We start from the raw sequence: 17,286 nt of genomic DNA, 5'->3' as shown, positions 1-17,286 counted from the left end.
TAATGCCCCGATGCTTGCACCGCTGCTAGTTTGATGCCCCCTATGCTTGTATCGGGGTCTTTGGCTCAGGCACCAAACACATTGAAAATAGGATCCCATTTAAGACAATCAAATCATGTGCCTGCGGACAAGGCAGGATATAACACCTGCGAGGCAGAGTCCGAGAAGCACATTGTGGAGGGATCCAAAGACGGCCAGGGCGCCTCTTATGCCGTTTAAAATATCCAGTGATTCAAATCTTTCCGGCAGGAAACTACAGACCAGGAAGGACAGGTAGGAGGAGATATAGATAAAAATAAAGGAAAAAAGCCCTCTCCCTGTATCTTCTTTATACATCCTGCGCCCATCCCGGACACGTGTCCTTGTCATGGACCAGAAAAAGGCAACCAGTTCAAATAAAAGAAAGACAGAGGCAACAGCAGCATAGGCGCCAAGAGTGTAGTTTTTTTCTGAAAGGATGGCCTCCCAGTCTCCATATGGGGCGGCTCCCCTCCAAAAGTTGTACAGAAGCAGGCCAAGGGTGCCGGCGGTTATCAAAAGAGAAACTACCCGGATGACGGCCCGTGCGGTGCGGTAGATAGATTTTGTCCCATATTTTGGGGTGCGCCTGGCTCTGTAGGCGTCTCTGCCTTCTGGTATATACCCATAGTCATCGTAGTCCTCATCATAAGGCCGGCTTCCCTCTGTGTAGCTGTATTCATAGTCATCGTCTGAGAAGCTGCCATAGTCCCCATAGCCGTCATCTGTATCGTACTGCTCTGGGATATATCTGTCTGTATAGGACTGCGGGGCAGGGCCGGAAGATACCCGCCGCGCTTTCCTGGGGGCAGTTCTGCCAACGCTCTTGCTGTGTAGGGGACGGTAATCAACTGTATCTGCAGAGGCGGTCCTTTTATTTGGCATAGGACGAGTCTCGAAAGTATAGGAAAAAGGGATCTCCTCCTCATAGGTAACTTCAAAATTATCATCAAATACGGAAGTATTATTTTTGGCTTTATTCATGTAACTCCTCCTCAAAAAGAAACAACGGCATATAAATCTGCGACTTATTGTATAACTTTTTTCATATATACTCAAGGGGTGGAGGGAAAAATTCATAAAGTTCTAAGAACTCTAAGAAATTCTTTACGCTTTATCCAAAGTTTGTTACGGCGTCAGTGCATCTTTCTGCCGGCCCTGTTTTTTGCCGGTACAGGGAATACAATATATAGAAATAAGGACATAATAACAATAAACAAGAAGGAGGGTTCATTATGAATATACAGAAATGCGGGATTATCGGATGTGGAGGAGTAGGGGCAACGACGGCATATACCCTGGTGGAGAGCGGGTTATTTAATGAGATGGTGCTGATTGATATTGACAAGAAGAAAGCAGAAGGGGAGGCTCTTGATATTGGCCATGGAATTCCCTTTACAGTGCCTTCGGATATTTATGCAGGAGATTACCCTGATTTAAAGGATGCCTATCTTGTTGTGGTGACAGCAGGGGCGAACCAGCTGCCAGGTGAGACCCGGCTGGACATATCAGCCAAAAATGCAGAAGTATTCCGAAAAATTATCCCCAATATCGTAAAATATAATACAGAATGCATCTTGCTGATTGTCACAAATCCAGTAGATGTGCTGACAAGCTTGTCCCTGCAGCTCTCTGGCTTTCCGGCCTCCAGAGTCATTGGGAGCGGGACAGTTTTGGATACCGCCAGGCTTAAATACTTGCTGGGGAAGAAATTTAATTTGGATTACCGGAATATCCATGCATGGATGATCGGTGAGCACGGGGACAGTGAGCTGGCTGCCTGGAGCAGCGCCACTGTGGCGGGACTGCCTGTGGATGAATATTGCCGTCAGCATGGCAGGACCAGGGCCAGCCTGCAGCTCAATGAGATCTATGAGGAAGTGCGGGACAGTGCCTATGAAATTATTGAGAGGAAGGGTTCCACATTTTATGCTGTGGCCATGGCGGTCAGGCGCATTGCCCAGGCGCTGGTGCGGGATGAGCATTCAATCCTGACAATCTCAAGCCTGGCTCAGGGACACTATGGCATACAGCAGATATGTATTGGACTGCCGGCAGTGCTGGGCAGGCACGGGGTGGAAGATATTATTGAAATTCCTTTAAACCCGGGAGAAAAGGAAATGCTGCATGAGTCCGCAGGGGCATTGAAAAAAATTTATGATCAGATAAAGGGAGACTAACACCATAGTCAAAGACCCCGATGCAAGCATGGGGGTATTAGACTCCCGCGGCAGTCGCCAAATGGACATGTAAACATGTCCGCTTGGCTCGTTGCTCGCGGGAATAAAATCAGTGTGCAAAAACACAGGCTGCCCTGAACCTTAAACGCATTGACGCTCTGGCAGAAATCATTTATGATAGTGATATTGCAGAATGAAGAGCAGGAGCGGTAAGGATGAATATCATAAATATAGAGCACATTAGTAAAATATATGGGGAAAAGGTTATTTTCCGGGATGCCTCTTTTGGGATCCAAGAAGGAGATAAGGTAGGGGTTATCGGGATAAATGGAACTGGGAAAACAACACTCCTGCGGATGATTGCAGGACATGAGGTGCCTGACAGCGGCCAGATTACCAGGCAGAACGGCATTAGGACAGCGTTTCTCGTACAGAACCCGGTATTTGAGGAGGGGGCCACTGTATCGTCTTATGCCCTGGATTGCGACGTACAGGTTCAATGGCTTGTCCAGAGCAATTTAAATAAGCTTGGGATTACAGATTATGAGATACCCGTGGAACATCTGTCTGGGGGCCAGAAAAGAAGGCTGGCAATGGCAAAAGTACTGGCCCAGGATTTTGATGTCCTTTTGTTAGATGAGCCTACCAACCATCTGGACGGCGAGATGATTGCATGGTTAGAAGAATACCTGAAGAATTATAGAGGGACTGTGGTCATGGTGGCCCATGACCGTTATTTCCTGGATATTGTATCAAACAAGATCCTGGAGATCAGCAGAGGCAGTATGTACAGTTATGAGGCAAATTATTCCAAATTTCTTGAAATGAAGGCTCTCAGGGAAGAGATGGAGGCGGCCTCAGAAAGAAAACGCCAGAGTATTTTGAGGATGGAGCTGGAGTGGGCGAAGCTAGGATGCAGGGCACGTTCTACGAAACAGAAAGCCAGGCTTTTGCGGCTGGAAGGATTGAAAAATAGGGATGTGCCTGATAAGGAACAGAGGGCCAAGCTGGATGCCCCCAATGTCCGCATGGGAAAAAAGACTATAGAGCTTTGCCATGTGGGCAAACACTATGGGGAGAAAGTCCTGATTAAGGACTTTAATTATATTGCCCTGAAAAACCAGTGCCTGGGGATTGTCGGCCCAAACGGCTGTGGAAAATCCACCCTGCTTCAGATTATGGCCGGGATTCTCCCTCCCGACGAAGGCAGCGCCGAGGTGGGGGAGACCATAAAGATCGGATACCTGGCCCAGGAAGAGCCGGATATGGATACAGACAGCAGAGTCATTGATTATGTCCGGGGCATAGGCGAGTATATACAGACGGGAGAGGGGCGTATCAGTGCGTCGCAGCTTCTGGAGCGTTTTCTTTTCAGTCCTGACATGCAGTATACCCCTGTGTCCAAGCTGTCCGGAGGGGAGAAACGCAGGCTGTATCTGCTCTGTGTGCTTGCAGAAGGGGCAAACCTGCTGATTCTGGATGAACCTTCAAATAATATGGATATTCCCACACTGACTATACTGGAAGATTTTCTTAATTCGTTTTCAGGGATTGTAATCACAGTCTCCCATGACCGTTACTTTCTGGATAATGTGGCAGACAGGATACTGGAGATGGATGGGAAAGGCGGGATAGAGCAGTATGAAGGGGGGTATACAGATTACAGGGAAGCCAGGGCGAAACGGCAGGCGGACAGTCTGGATACACCGAAAGGGGCACAGCAAAGAGAGGCTCTGGAAAAACCAGCAGCCAAGGCTGGAAAGCAGAAAAGTCCCTCCAAGCTGAAATTCTCTTTTCACGAGCAAAGGGAATTTGAGACAATCGACGATGTCATTTCTAAGCTGGAAGATAAGATCAGCCGTTTGGATAAGGAGATGGCGGATAATGCCACGAATTCTGCCCGTCTGTCTGAGTTAATGTCTGAAAAAGACAAAGTCCAGGAAGAACTGGACGAGAAAACAGACCGGTGGTTTTATTTGCATGAGCTGGCAGAGAAGATTCAGGAGCAGAATGGATAGAATATCCGCCCTCATTGACCTATGGTACATATAGAAGTATAATATGAAAGACATAGCCAGTGCAAAAGGCTTTATACATGGAAGCCTAGGCAGGCGGGAGAATAGGAGGGAGATCATGAAAAAGCCGGTATTGGTAATTATGGCGGCGGGCATGGGAAGCCGGTATGGCGGCCTGAAACAGATAGAGCCGGTAGATGGGGAAGGCCATATTATTATGGATTTTTCCATTTTTGATGCAAAACGGGCAGGGTTCGAGAAAGTCATATTTATAATTAAAGAGGAGAACGAGGAAGAGTTCAAAAGATGTGCGGGGGACAGGATTAGTAAATATATGGAAACGGCCTATGTATATCAAAAACTGGATCATCTTCCTTACGGATATGAAGTCCCGGAAGGACGCATAAAACCTTTTGGCACAGGCCATGCTGTTTTAAGCTGCGCCGGACAGGTAGACGGCCCGTTTGTAGTGATTAATTCGGACGACTATTATGGCGTGAATGCATTTGGCCAGATATACCATTATCTGGAGGAATACGAGGATGACGCCAGATATAGATACGCTATGGTTGGGTACCATCTGGGAAACACGCTGACGGAGAACGGCTATGTGTCCCGGGGAGTGTGCCAGATGGATGAAGAAGGGTTTCTGACAGGGATTACTGAGAGGACCCATATTGAAAAGCATGGAGAGAATGCAGCCTATACAGAGGATGAAGGAAAGACGTGGCATAGCATAGATGCTAAGACTTTGGTCAGTATGAATATGTTTGGATTTACAAAGAGCATGATGCAGGAGCTGATAGAACGTTTCCCACATTTTTTGGATGAAAATTTAAAGAATAACCCTCTGAAATGTGAGTATTTCCTGCCGGCGGTTGTCAGCAGCCTTATTGAGGAAGGCAGGGCCACTGTCAAGGTGCTTAAGTCTGAGGACCGCTGGTATGGAATCACATATAAAGAGGACAGGGCAAGCGTGGCAGATGCTGTCAGGAACTTGAAGGAGGCTGGGGTATACCCCCCTCATCTCTGGGGATAGACAGCAAGTGCCAGGCAGCCTACAGAGGGGACGGACGTGTATTTATAAGGCGGGTCGGATGTTTCCCTTTACAGTTGCTTAAACGGACAGGAGGGCATCCTTGAATGCCTGGTATAAAAAGGAGGATGAAAAGTGGCAATTTTGGTGGCAGGGGGCGCCGGATACATTGGCAGCCATACATGTGTAGAACTTTTAAACAGGGACTATGAAGTTGTAGTCGTAGATAACTTGTATAATTCCAGTGAGGAGGCGCTCAGGCGGGTACGGCAGATTACGGGCAGGGAATTAAAATTTTATCAAATAGATATTCTGGACAGGGAGGGCCTGGAAGCAGTTTTTGAGAAAGAGGCGGTTGAGGCTGTCATTAACTTTGCAGGCCTTAAGGCTGTGGGAGAATCTGTCTCTAAACCGTGGGAATATTATTATAATAATATCGCAGGGACTTTGGTACTCTGCGATGTGATGAGAAACCATGGATGCAGGAATATGATTTTCAGCTCTTCGGCAACTGTATATGGAGATCCGGCCGAGATTCCGATTACAGAAAACTGTCCCAAGGGAGAGATTACAAATCCCTATGGCTGGACAAAGGGAATGCTGGAGCAGATTCTGACCGACCTGCATACAGGAGACCCCCGGTGGAATATCACTCTTCTGCGTTACTTTAACCCCATAGGAGCCCATGAGTCTGGTTTGCTGGGGGAAGATCCCAAAGGAATCCCTAATAACCTGGTGCCCTATATTGCCCAGGTGGCTGTGGGTAAACTGGACTGCCTGGGCGTATTCGGTGATGATTACGGCACGCCCGATGGGACAGGGGTGAGAGACTATATCCATGTGGTTGATCTGGCCGTGGGCCATGTGAAGGCCATTGAGCATATGGAATCACAAAAAGGGGTACATATATACAATCTGGGAACCGGTGTGGGTTACAGTGTTCTGGATGTTGTAAAGGCTTATGAAAAGGCATGCAAAAGGAAAATCCCGTACCAGGTTAAACCACGCCGCCCTGGGGATATTGCAGTTTGTTACTGTGATGCTTCAAAAGCATACAAAGAGCTTGGATGGAAGGCAGAAAAAGGAATAGAAGATATGTGTGCAGATTCCTGGAGATGGCAGTCTATGAACCCGGATGGGTACAGAAGCAGGCAAGAATAGAAAATGGTTCCATGGCACGCTGCCGGGATGCATATTTGTTTGGGCCGACTAGCCATGTCAGCATGTCTGCTTGGCCCATTGCCGGGGGAATAAAAAAGATTCATGAATTTAGCTTGACAAAGAAGAAAGAAGTTGTTATGATTAAAAAACAGAACGCACTCTGTTTTCGGGTAAATTATAGCAGAGAAAGTGGGGAATCATATGAGAAGACAGGTTTATTCCCTTTTAGTTGACAATAATCCGGGAGTTTTAAGCCGGATTTCAGGTTTGTTCAGCAGAAGAGGGTACAGTATTGACAGCATCACGGCCGGCATGACGGCTGATCCCAGATTTACGAGGCTCACGGTTGTGACAACAGGTGATGAGCTGATTCTGTCTCAGATAGAGAAGCAGGTTCGTAAATTGGAGGATGTTGTTGAGATTAAGCTCTTAAAGGACGGGGAATCCGTGTGCAGAGAGCTGATTATGGTAAAAATACGCGCCAATGCAGCGCAGAGGCCTGAGGTTATTTCTATAGCAGATATTTTCCGGGCAAAGATCGTGGATGTTGAAAAAGAATCTATGATTATCGAGCTGACAGGCAGCCAGTCTAAACTGGAGGCGTTTCTGAACCTATTGGATGGATATGAGATACTGGAACTGGCCAGAACCGGGATCACAGGTTTAGCAAGAGGGATTAAGGATGTCACATTTATTGATTAACCCAATCCCACCGTTTGATACATACAGAAGCTAAAGGCGCCCAGCCTTTAACTCATACATTGACCGCAGATTTATCTGCGGCCCGCCCACCGGGCATGAAATAAGGTGTGCCCCGAGGGTATACATTGACCGCAGATTTATCTGCGGCCCGCCCACCGGGCATGAAATAAGGTGTGCCCCGAGGGTTACGTGAATATGATAATCAGGCGCAAGCCTGAAAAGTAAGAGGTAAACAGGAGGAAAATTAAAATGGCAGCAAAAATTTATTATCAGGAAGACTGTAACCTGTCTATGCTGGAGGGAAAGACAATTGCGATTATCGGCTATGGAAGCCAGGGACATGCACATGCGCTGAACTTAAAGGAGTCAGGCTGTAATGTCATTATAGGCCTCTATGAGGGCAGCAAATCCTGGGCAAAGGCAGAGGCGCAGGGATTCGAAGTATTTACAACAGCAGAAGCTGCAAAAAAAGCAGATATTATCATGATTCTGATTAATGATGAGAAACAGGCTGCAATGTACAAAAAAGATATCGAGCCAAATCTGGAAGAAGGCAATATGCTGATGTTTGCACATGGCTTTGCAATTCATTTTGGGCAGATTGTACCTCCGCCGTTTGTGGATGTTACGATGATTGCGCCAAAGGCGCCGGGACATACAGTGAGAAGCGAATACCAGGCGGGCAAGGGAACCCCATGCCTTGTGGCTATTGAACAGGATGCCACAGGAAAAGCGCTGGACAAGGCGCTGGCATATGGCTTGGGTATCGGCGGAGCTAGGGCAGGTGTACTTGAAACTACATTCCGGACAGAGACAGAGACAGATTTGTTTGGTGAGCAGGCAGTCCTCTGCGGCGGCGTGTGCGCATTGATGCAGGCAGGGTTTGAGACACTTGTTGAAGCAGGATATGATCCAAGGAATGCATATTTTGAGTGTATCCATGAGATGAAATTGATTGTGGACCTGATTTACCAGTCCGGATTCGCAGGCATGAGATATTCTATTTCTAATACAGCAGAGTACGGCGATTACATAACAGGCCCCAAGATCATCACAGAGGATACGAAGAAGGCTATGAGGCAGATCCTGAAGGATATCCAGGATGGGTCTTTTGCGAAAGATTTCTTGCTGGATATGTCACAGGCAGGCGGGCAGGCTCATTTTAGGGCCATGAGAAAGCTGGCTTCTGAACATCCGGCTGAGAAGATCGGAGAAGAGGTGAGAAAGCTTTACAGCTGGAGTGATGAGGATAAGCTCATCAATAACTAAGTTTTCAGGGATGCCAATATAAAAAAGGATGGCAGAAAAGTCCCCGGTATCTGTAAATGCAGATGCCGGGTTTTTCTGCTTATCCCACACAAAGATGTATATAAGTCGGCCATAGGGTGTTTGGCAGCTGCTTTGCACGGGCCGGGCAAATTCTTCAGGGGGATAGTGTGTTTGGGGCGGGGCGCCCGCCTATTCGACAGGGGGAAGGTGTATGAGAGAAAAAAATGATTTCAGCCAGGGAAGCATTGCGCGCAGCATACTAGGACTTGCAGTCCCCATGACGCTGGCGCAGCTGATTAATGTACTTTACAGCATTGTGGACAGAATTTATATTGGGCATATACCCCATGCATCTTCCGAGGCCTTGACAGGGATTGGACTGACACTGCCGGTGATTACGATAATAACGGCATTTTCAAATCTTTTTGGAATGGGGGGCGCGCCTCTGTGTTCTATTGCCAGGGGAAGCCATGAAAAGGACAAGGCGAAGCGGGTAATGGGGAATTCCTTTACCATGCTGCTTGCGGCGGGGGTCATCCTGATGGCTTTGGGGTTTTTGTTTAAAAAGCCTCTTTTGTATTTGTTTGGGGCAAGTGACATCACGTATCCCTATGCCAATGATTATATTACAATCTATCTTCTGGGCACCTTGTTTGTTATGGTGAGCCTGGGAATGAATCATTTTATCAATGCCCAGGGATTTGGCAGGATTGGGATGTTCACGGTCTTGCTGGGGGCTGTGGCCAATATTATACTGGATCCAATTTTTATTTTTGTTTTTCATATGGGAGTGAAAGGGGCAGCGGCGGCAACCGTGATTTCTCAGGGATTATCTGCCATATGGGCCATTCATTTTCTGACAGGAAAAAAGGCGCTTTTTACATTGGACAGGAGTGCCATGAGCCTGGATTGGGGACTGGTAGGTGAAATTATCTCGCTGGGGACTTCTAGTTTTGTGATGTCTGTGACCAACGGGACAGTACAGATTGTCTGTAACGCTACACTGTTCAAATATGGCGGTGACTTATATATTGGGATTATGACAGTGATAAATTCTGTGAGGGAAATGATCACAATGCCTGTTATGGGACTGACATCCGGCGCCCAGCCTGTGATAGGGTATAATTACGGGGCAGGCTGCTATGGCAGAGTAAAATCTGCTATTAAATTTATGTCAGCAAGCTGCATTATATTTACGGCCTTTGCCTGGGCGGTGCTATTCTTTGAACCAGAATTTTTTATGAAGCTGTTTACAGGGGAGCAGGCGCTGATCCGGGCAGGCGTGCCGGCTATGCGAATCTATTTCTGCGGCATTTTTATGATGGCGCTTCAGTTTTCCGGGCAGTCCACCTATCTTGCGCTGAACAGGCCGAAGCAGGCCATCTTTTTCTCCATTTTTAGAAAGGTTATTATCGTTGTTCCCCTGACCCTGCTGCTGCCCATGGCAGGTGGTTTGGGGACAGACGGTGTGTTTTGGGCCGAGCCGGTCTCTAATGCAATTGGCGGGGCGGCCAGTTTTGTGACAATGCTTATAACGGTTTGGCCGGCCTTGAAGGAGGGGAGAGAGTAAATTATTCCCGCGGGGAACGGGCCAAGGGGATAGGTGTATATGTTCAGCTGGCGGCTGCCGCGGGGCCTAACGCCCGGATGCCTGCATCGCCGCGCTCGTTTGATGCTCTCTATGCCTGCACCAAGGGCCTTTGGCTTAAGAAATAAAAAATCCCGCCTGACGGAAGCGGGATTTTTAAAGGATTTTATATTATTAAAAATTAAGCAATAGTATTTACGGCTTTTGCTAAACGTGAAATCTTTCTTGAAACTGTGTTTTTGTGATACACACCTTTGCTGCCAGCTTTGGATATTTCCCTGATAGCAGCCTTAAGGGCAGTGTTTGCTGTCTCTGTATCCTTCTGTGCAACTGCGGCATCGACTTTTTTGATAGCAGTCTTAACTCTGGATTTGATTGCTTTGTTTCTTGCAGCTTTCGTCTCATTCACTAAAATTCTTTTCTTAGCAGATTTAATGTTGGCCAATCTGTACACCTCCAAATATGTGAAATTGTCAATTAGTTGATTTTTAATTCCGCGGAAATCGGACACGGACGCTTCGGCGGAACATACTCATTCATTTTATGATAAGGAACAAGGGATGTCAATACATATTTCCTAAAATATTGTAAAAACTAGCAATAAATTCAAATGAGATAAAAGTGAGGACGAGAGATGTTGGAAAAGTATAGTGTAAGGACAGACCTGGCCCTGGAGGAGAAAGAGCGGTTTGAGTCAGACAATGTAGAAGTCCAGGGAGTAGTCCTGGAGGAAGAGTATGATGAGGAGCGGGAAATCCGGGTATCCAGAGTCCGCATTGAGACAGAGAAAGGCGCAAAGATTATGGGGAAGCCGGTCGGTACTTACCTTACCGTAGAGGCGCCAAATCTTGCAGTTCCCGATGAAGACTGCCACAGAGAGATTTCGGTAGATCTGGCCGGGTTTATACAAGAACTGCTGGAAAATACGGGCCTTGGGGAAAAGGAAGATCTATCTGTCATGGTTGTAGGCTTAGGGAACCGGCAGGTGACGCCGGATGCACTGGGCCCGAATGTTGTGGACAATTTATGCGTGACCAGGCATATTGTAAAGGAATATGGCAAATATGCCATGGGCATGGAGCATGCCAACCTAGTCAGCGCCATTGTGCCTGGAGTGATGGGGCAGACAGGCATGGAGACAGTAGAGATTATAAAGGGGGTCGTCCAGGAGACGAAACCAGATCTTGTCATTGCCGTAGACGCCCTGGCTGCCCGGAACAGCAGGAGGCTGAACAGGACAATCCAGATTGCGGACACAGGCATTCACCCTGGATCCGGCGTGGGGAACCATCGAAACGGCCTTACCAAGGATACCCTGGGAATCCCGGTGATAGGGATTGGAGTGCCTACTGTCGTGGACGCGGCGACAATTGTGAACGACACAATGGAAAATCTTATCAGCGCCCTGGAAACATCTGAAATGCTCAAAGGCGTGGGGGATGTGCTGCGCACTTATAATGCGGCAGAAAAATATGAATTGGTGAAGGAACTGCTCTCCCCCCATCTAAATGGAATGTTTATGACACCTAAGGATGTGGACGAGATGGTAAAGCAGATCAGCTATACAATCTCAGAGGGGATAAATATGCTGTTTACAAATGCAGGGAAGGAATAACAGATATGCCAGGGGCATATATATGGAGAAGAGTTCAGTCTCTTCTCCCCAAACAGTCCCTAGCCGGTATAACTGTCTGGGGGAATTCTCTGGAAAGAAGGCGGTATATGAAGCAGTCGGTAATCTCACAGGCCTTGCTGTTGATTTTGGGCGGACTGGCCTGTATAGGCATCTTGTACACAGTAGGCGGCAGTATCACAAACCATTTTAGATATGAAAGCCAGGAGTCTGTGCAAAAGCGTACAGAGGAGATGTACATGCCAGGCCTGGCCTATATGAAGCAGGAAGATAAACCAACAAAAGTACAGTGGATAAAGGAAGCGGCGCTTTCCTGGCTGCCCCTTGTCCGATACATAGAGGAGAAGGAGCCATATGAATCTGCCGTGGAGGATCAGGAGACAATCGCAAAAATTTTGGAAAATCAGGCGAATGATGAAAATATGGTAGATGAAAACGGGAACTTGGTGGGTGAGGAGGCGCCGGCAAAGTCTGAACCTGTGGTAGAGCAGGGGCAGTCATCTATAGATATGTCCATCGAGAGGCTTAGGGACTTTGACTATCTGCTCAGTAATTTCTACATTGTGGACAGCACGACGATGATCGGGCCTGACCAGCTCAATGCAGATGACCTCCTGGGCAGGAGCATGAAAATTGACAAAAGCACAGGGGGCCCTAAAATTTTAATTTTCCATACCCATTCACAGGAGGAATTTGTGGATTCTACGCCTGGGGATCCCAGCACCAGCATTGTGGGAGTTGGGGAGTATCTCACAAAACTATTGAATGATAAAGGGATTGAGACGATACATGACACTGGCGTGTACGATATTATCGACGGCCAGCTGGATAGGAGCAATGCCTATGAGAATGCGGAGGCATCTGTAAGGCCTATCCTGGAGGCAAACCCTACGATTGAAGTTGCCATTGACCTGCACAGGGACGGCGTGGCTGAAGGGACACATCTGGTGACGGAAGTAAATGGCAAACAGACGGCTAAGATTATGTATTTTAATGGACTGAGCCGTACAAAGACAAACGGGGATATCGCTTATCTATACAATCCTTATATACAGGATAATCTTGCTTTTTCCCTGCAGATGGAACTGGCTTCTGAGAGCATGTACCCGGGATTTGCCAGACGTATTTATCTGAGGGGGTACCGCTATAACCTGCATTTGGTACCTAAATCTCTGCTGATTGAGGCTGGGGCCCAGACGAATACAGTGGAGGAAATGATGAATGCCATGGAAGTCCTGGCCAATACACTGGAGCATGTAATTACAGAATAATTTCTGTTTGCGTAACAAAACACTTTGTGCTAATATGAAATGAATGTAAAAAGGAGAGGGATTTATGGGAAATCAAAATACATATGATGCGGACAGTATTGCCGTACTAGAGGGATTGGAGGCAGTCAGGAAAAGGCCCGGCATGTATATAGGGAGTGTTTCTACGAAAGGACTGAACCATCTGATATATGAGATTGTAGACAATGCCGTAGATGAACACCTTGCGGGTTACTGCACGCAGATTCATGTAACGCTGGAAAAGGACGGCTCGGCCACGATTGAGGATAATGGCCGGGGCGTCCCTGTAGGCATGCATCAGAAAGGTGTCTCGGCAGAGCGTATTGTATATACCACGCTGCACGCGGGGGGTAAATTTGACGATTCCTCCTATAAAACAAGCGGCGGGCTCCATGGAGTAGGCTCTTCAGTGGTCAACGCACTCTCCGCCTTTATGGATGTGCAGGTCAGCCGGGAGGGCGCCGTACATCATGACAGGTTTGAGAGGGGCGTGCCGGTGATTGAACTGGAAAACGGCCTCCTGCCCGTGATTGGAAAGACAAGAAAAACAGGGACGAAAATAAATTTTCTCCCTGACAGTACCATATTTGAGAAAACACGGTTCAGGGCAGAGGAGGTAAAGAGCAGGCTTCACGAGACAGCCTATCTGAACCCGGATCTGACAATCACTTTTGACGATAAGAGAGGGGAATCTCCGGAACATATTATTTATCACGAGCCGGATGGCATTATTGGTTTTATCAAAGACCTGAATAAAAAGAAAGAAACGATACATGAGCCGGTGTATTTCAAAGGAGAGGCAGAAGGCATTGAGGTGGAAGCTGCGTTTCAATATGTAAATGAGTTCCACGAAAATGTACTGGGTTTCTGCAACAATATTTATAATGCAGAGGGGGGGACACATCTGACTGGCTTTAAAACCACATTTACCACGGTGATGAACCAGTATGCCAGGGAGGTGGGCATATTAAAGGAGAAGGATGTAAATTTTACTGGTGCCGATATCAGGAACGGCATGACGGCTATTGTATCCATCAAACACCCGGATCCCAGGTTCGAAGGGCAGACCAAGACAAAGCTGGACAACCCTGACGCGGCCAGGGCCACAGGTAAAGTGGCCGGGGATGAGATTGTCCTGTATTTTGACAGAAACCTGGATACACTTAAGAAAGTATTGGCATGTGCGGAGAAAGCGGCAAAGATCCGCAGGACTGAGGAGAAAGCTAAAACAAACCTGCTCACAAAGCAGAAGTATTCTTTTGACAGCAATGGCAAACTGGCAAACTGTGAAAACAGGGATCCCGGGAAATGCGAAATATTTATTGTGGAGGGGGATTCAGCCGGAGGGTCTGCAAAGACAGCCAGGGACAGGAACTATCAGGCTATCCTTCCTATCCGCGGGAAAATTTTGAATGTGGAAAAGGCAAGTATTGACAAGGTTTTGGCGAATGCAGAGATTAAGACCATGATCAATGCATTCGGCTGCGGCTTTTCAGAGGGGTACGGAAATGATTTTGATATTTCCAAGCTGCGCTATGGCAAGATCATTATCATGGCCGATGCAGACGTGGACGGCGCCCATATTTCTACCCTGCTTTTGACTTTATTTTACCGCTTTATGCCGGAACTGATTTATGAGGGACATGTCTATATAGCAATGCCTCCCCTGTATAAGGCAATGCCTAAAAAAGGGCAGGAAGAATATCTCTATGATGATGAGGCATTGGAAAAGTACAGAAAGACCCACGACGGGGCCTTTACACTTCAGAGATACAAGGGCCTTGGGGAGATGGATGCAGACCAGCTCTGGGAGACTACCCTAAATCCTGAGACAAGGCTTTTAAAACTGGTAGAGATAGAGGATGCAAGAATGGCGTCTGGCGTGACGGAGATGTTGATGGGCACTGAGGTGCCCCCAAGAAGGGCGTTTATTTATGACAATGCAACAGAGGCAGAGCTGGACATATAGTTATGGGAGCCGGGTTTTGGGTAAAGTATGGTAAAAGGATATCCCTTGATTTAGAAGGAGTAAGTAAGAATGAGCAGTGAAACACAGATCATCAGAACAGAGTATTCTGATATAATGAAAAAATCTTATATAGATTATGCCATGAGCGTTATCATAGCCAGGGCCCTGCCTGATGTGAGGGACGGCCTTAAACCAGTGCAGAGAAGGACATTGTACGATATGTATGAGCTTGGCATCCGTTATGACAGGCCATACAGGAAATGTGCCCGTATTGTAGGGGATACTATGGGTAAATACCATCCCCACGGTGACAGCTCCATCTACGAAGCGCTGGTGGTAATGGCACAGGAATTTAAAAAAGGGATGGTGCTGGTGGACGGGCATGGCAATTTTGGATCCATCGAAGGGGATGGGGCCGCCGCCATGAGATATACAGAGGCCAGGCTCACGAAATTTACCCAGGAGGCCTACTTAGCGGACCTGGATAAAAACATCATTGACTTTGGCCCTAATTTTGATGAGACAGAAAAAGAACCCTTTGTATTGCCCGTACGTGTCCCAAATCTTCTTGTAAACGGCGCCGAGGGCATTGCCGTGGGTATGGCCACCAGCATACCCACACATAATCTGTGTGAAGTCATAGATGCAGTGAAAGCATATATGAAAAATGATGAGATCAGTACAAAGCAGCTGATGAAATATGTGAAGGGGCCAGATTTCCCAACCGGCGGGATTGTAGTAAATAAAGATGAATTGGCTGGTATCTATGAGACAGGCCAGGGAAAAATCAAGATCCGGGGCAAGGTAGAGGTGGAGGAATTAAAAGGCGGCAAGAAACAGCTTGTCATTACAGAAATCCCTTATACCATGATCGGCAGCGGCATCGGGAAGTTTTTAAACGATGTGTGCGGCCTGGTAGAATCCCGTAAAACCAGCGACATAGTAGATATTTCTAACCAGTCGTCGAAAGAAGGCATCCGCATTGTGCTGGAGCTGAAAAAGGGCGCTGATGCCGAGAACCTGAAGAATATGCTCTATAAAAAAACAAGGCTGGAGGACACGTTTGGAGTCAATATGCTGGCTGTGGCAAACGGGAGGCCCGAGACTCTGGGCCTGAAAGCCATTATTGAACATCATGTGGACTTCCAGTTTGAGCTGGCCACGAGGAAATATACCACCCTGCTGGCCAGGGAGCAGGAGCGCAGGGAGGTGCAGGAAGGCTTGATCAAGGCCTGTGACGTCATTGACCTGATCATCGAGATACTGCGGGGAAGTAAGTCTGTGAAGGATGCCAAGGCCTGCCTTGTAAACGGGGTGACTGGTCCTATTACTTTTAAATCCGGGATATCCAAAAAAATGGCGGCGCTGCTCCGCTTTACAGAAAGACAGGCAACGGCCATACTGGAGATGAGGCTGTACAAATTAATCGGCCTGGAGATCGAGGCCCTCCAGAGGGAGCATCAGGAGACTTTGAAGAATATTGCGCGGTATGAGGATATCCTGAACCACTATGACTCCATGGCAGATCTGATCATCGGGGAGCTGGATGCTTATAAAAAAGAGTATGGGAGAAAGAGGCGCACAGCAATAGAAAATGCAGAGGCGGCAGTTTTCGAGGAGAAGAAGATAGAGGAACAGGAAGTGGTGCTTCTGATGGACCGTTTCGGCTATGCCAAGACAGTGGACACCTCCACATATGAGCGGAACAAAGAGGCGGCGGACAGTGAGAATAAATATATCATCCATTGCATAAACACCGGGAAGGTATGCCTGTTCACAGATACAGGCAGGATGCACCAAGTGAAAGTGCAGGATTTACCTTACGGGAAATTCAGGGATAAGGGGACTCCTATAGACAATGTAAGTAATTATTCCAGCAGCGGGGAACAGATTGTCATGGTCTGTGATGCTGAGCAGATGCGTTTTGCCAAGCTGCTGTTTACCACGAGGCAGGGTATGGTCAAGCGAGTGGAGGGGAGTGAATTCCAGGTATCCAAGCGGACCATCGCAGCTACAAAGCTGCAGGAGGGAGACGCACTGGCAGATGTCCAGGTAGTGACAGAGAACCAAACATTGGTGCTTGCCACTAAAGGAGGGTTTTTCCTTAAATTTCTGGCGGCCGAAGTGCCGGAGAAGAAAAAGGGCGCCGTAGGAGTCCGGGGGATCAAACTCCAAAAGAAGGATGAATTGGAGCATGTCTATCTCTTTGATGATAGTACAGAGACAAAGGCTATGTGTGGGGACAAAGAAGTGAATTTAAACAGGTTAAGGCTTGCCAGGCGGGATGGAACCGGGACGAAAAGGGGATAGGGAACCTTCCAGGCCAGTTATTCCCGGGAAGGATCATCCCGCCGCTATAAGGGGGGCCGTATAAGTAAAACTATTTTTTCCTTGCAATTGCTGGGAAAAGGTGCTATACTTACCAC

General features: G+C 47.6%; 14 protein-coding genes. 12 read left to right on the top strand and 2 right to left on the bottom strand.

Going from position 1 to position 17,286, the window contains the following annotated elements:
* Nucleotides 1-108: 108 nt before the first annotated feature.
* A complete protein-coding gene (locus EFA47_RS20065) occupies nt 109-1,002 on the bottom strand; it encodes an ATP-dependent RNA helicase (protein WP_206215523.1) in 894 nt (297 codons plus the stop codon).
* A gap of 251 nt (nt 1,003-1,253) precedes the next feature.
* Here EFA47_RS20065 and EFA47_RS08925 point away from each other — a divergent pair, with 251 nt between their 5' ends.
* The 8 genes from EFA47_RS08925 (at nt 1,254) to EFA47_RS08890 (ending at nt 9,951) form a co-directional block, all read left to right on the top strand.
* The gene (locus EFA47_RS08925) at nt 1,254-2,198 is read left to right on the top strand and encodes an L-lactate dehydrogenase (RefSeq protein WP_306438871.1); all 945 of its coding nucleotides are present in this window, start codon (nt 1,254-1,256) and stop codon (nt 2,196-2,198) included.
* 215 nt (nt 2,199-2,413) lie between these two features.
* Nucleotides 2,414-4,216 carry an ABC-F family ATP-binding cassette domain-containing protein gene (locus EFA47_RS08920; protein WP_122642959.1) on the top strand — a complete coding sequence of 601 codons (1,803 nt, stop codon included), beginning with the start codon at nt 2,414-2,416 and terminating at the stop codon, nt 4,214-4,216.
* A gap of 115 nt (nt 4,217-4,331) precedes the next feature.
* A complete protein-coding gene (locus EFA47_RS08915) occupies nt 4,332-5,252 on the top strand; it encodes a sugar phosphate nucleotidyltransferase (protein ID WP_122642958.1) in 921 nt (306 codons plus the stop codon).
* A gap of 132 nt (nt 5,253-5,384) precedes the next feature.
* Nucleotides 5,385-6,410, top strand: a complete 1,026-nt coding sequence (galE, locus tag EFA47_RS08910) for a UDP-glucose 4-epimerase GalE (protein WP_122642957.1) — start codon at nt 5,385-5,387, stop codon at nt 6,408-6,410.
* Nucleotides 6,365-6,643, top strand: a complete 279-nt coding sequence (locus tag EFA47_RS08905; RefSeq protein WP_164689879.1) for a hypothetical protein — start codon at nt 6,365-6,367, stop codon at nt 6,641-6,643. The genes galE and EFA47_RS08905 overlap by 46 nt, the downstream gene beginning before the upstream one ends.
* Nucleotides 6,612-7,112, top strand: coding sequence for an acetolactate synthase small subunit (gene ilvN, locus EFA47_RS08900; RefSeq protein ID WP_122642955.1), 501 nt, complete (start codon nt 6,612-6,614; stop codon nt 7,110-7,112). Before EFA47_RS08905 ends, ilvN begins: the two co-directional genes overlap by 32 nt.
* Before the next feature lie 249 nt (nt 7,113-7,361).
* Nucleotides 7,362-8,381, top strand: coding sequence for a ketol-acid reductoisomerase (gene ilvC, locus EFA47_RS08895; RefSeq protein WP_122642954.1), 1,020 nt, complete (start codon nt 7,362-7,364; stop codon nt 8,379-8,381).
* A 211-nt stretch (nt 8,382-8,592) separates the two neighbouring features.
* Nucleotides 8,593-9,951, top strand: a complete 1,359-nt coding sequence (locus EFA47_RS08890; RefSeq protein ID WP_122642953.1) for an MATE family efflux transporter — start codon at nt 8,593-8,595, stop codon at nt 9,949-9,951.
* A gap of 199 nt (nt 9,952-10,150) precedes the next feature.
* Here EFA47_RS08890 and rpsT read toward each other — a convergent pair whose 3' ends face one another.
* Nucleotides 10,151-10,414, bottom strand: a complete 264-nt coding sequence (gene rpsT, locus EFA47_RS08885; protein WP_164689959.1) for a 30S ribosomal protein S20 — start codon at nt 10,412-10,414, stop codon at nt 10,151-10,153.
* A gap of 189 nt (nt 10,415-10,603) precedes the next feature.
* Between rpsT and gpr the strand changes: the two genes are divergently transcribed.
* From gpr to EFA47_RS08865, 4 genes are all read left to right on the top strand, one after another.
* On the top strand, nt 10,604-11,584 hold the full coding sequence (gene gpr, locus EFA47_RS08880; protein ID WP_122642952.1) for a GPR endopeptidase: 981 nt from the start codon (nt 10,604-10,606) through the stop codon (nt 11,582-11,584).
* Nucleotides 11,585-11,691: 107 nt separating this feature from the next.
* Complete coding sequence (gene spoIIP / locus EFA47_RS08875) at nt 11,692-12,873, top strand: stage II sporulation protein P (protein ID WP_122644476.1); 1,182 nt, start codon at nt 11,692-11,694, stop codon at nt 12,871-12,873.
* Between the two features lie 64 nt (nt 12,874-12,937).
* A complete protein-coding gene (locus EFA47_RS08870) occupies nt 12,938-14,860 on the top strand; it encodes a DNA gyrase/topoisomerase IV subunit B (protein WP_122642951.1) in 1,923 nt (640 codons plus the stop codon).
* A 69-nt stretch (nt 14,861-14,929) separates the two neighbouring features.
* Entirely contained in the window at nt 14,930-17,170 is a 2,241-nt protein-coding gene (locus EFA47_RS08865; RefSeq protein WP_122642950.1) for a DNA gyrase/topoisomerase IV subunit A, read from the top strand.
* Nucleotides 17,171-17,286: the final 116 nt, after the last annotated feature.

This window comes from Luxibacter massiliensis (assembly GCF_900604355.1).
In the GTDB taxonomy this organism is placed as follows: domain Bacteria; phylum Bacillota; class Clostridia; order Lachnospirales; family Lachnospiraceae; genus Luxibacter; species Luxibacter massiliensis.
Note: the sequence above shows the minus strand (reverse complement) of the source record. Positions and strands in the feature narration are given on the sequence as shown.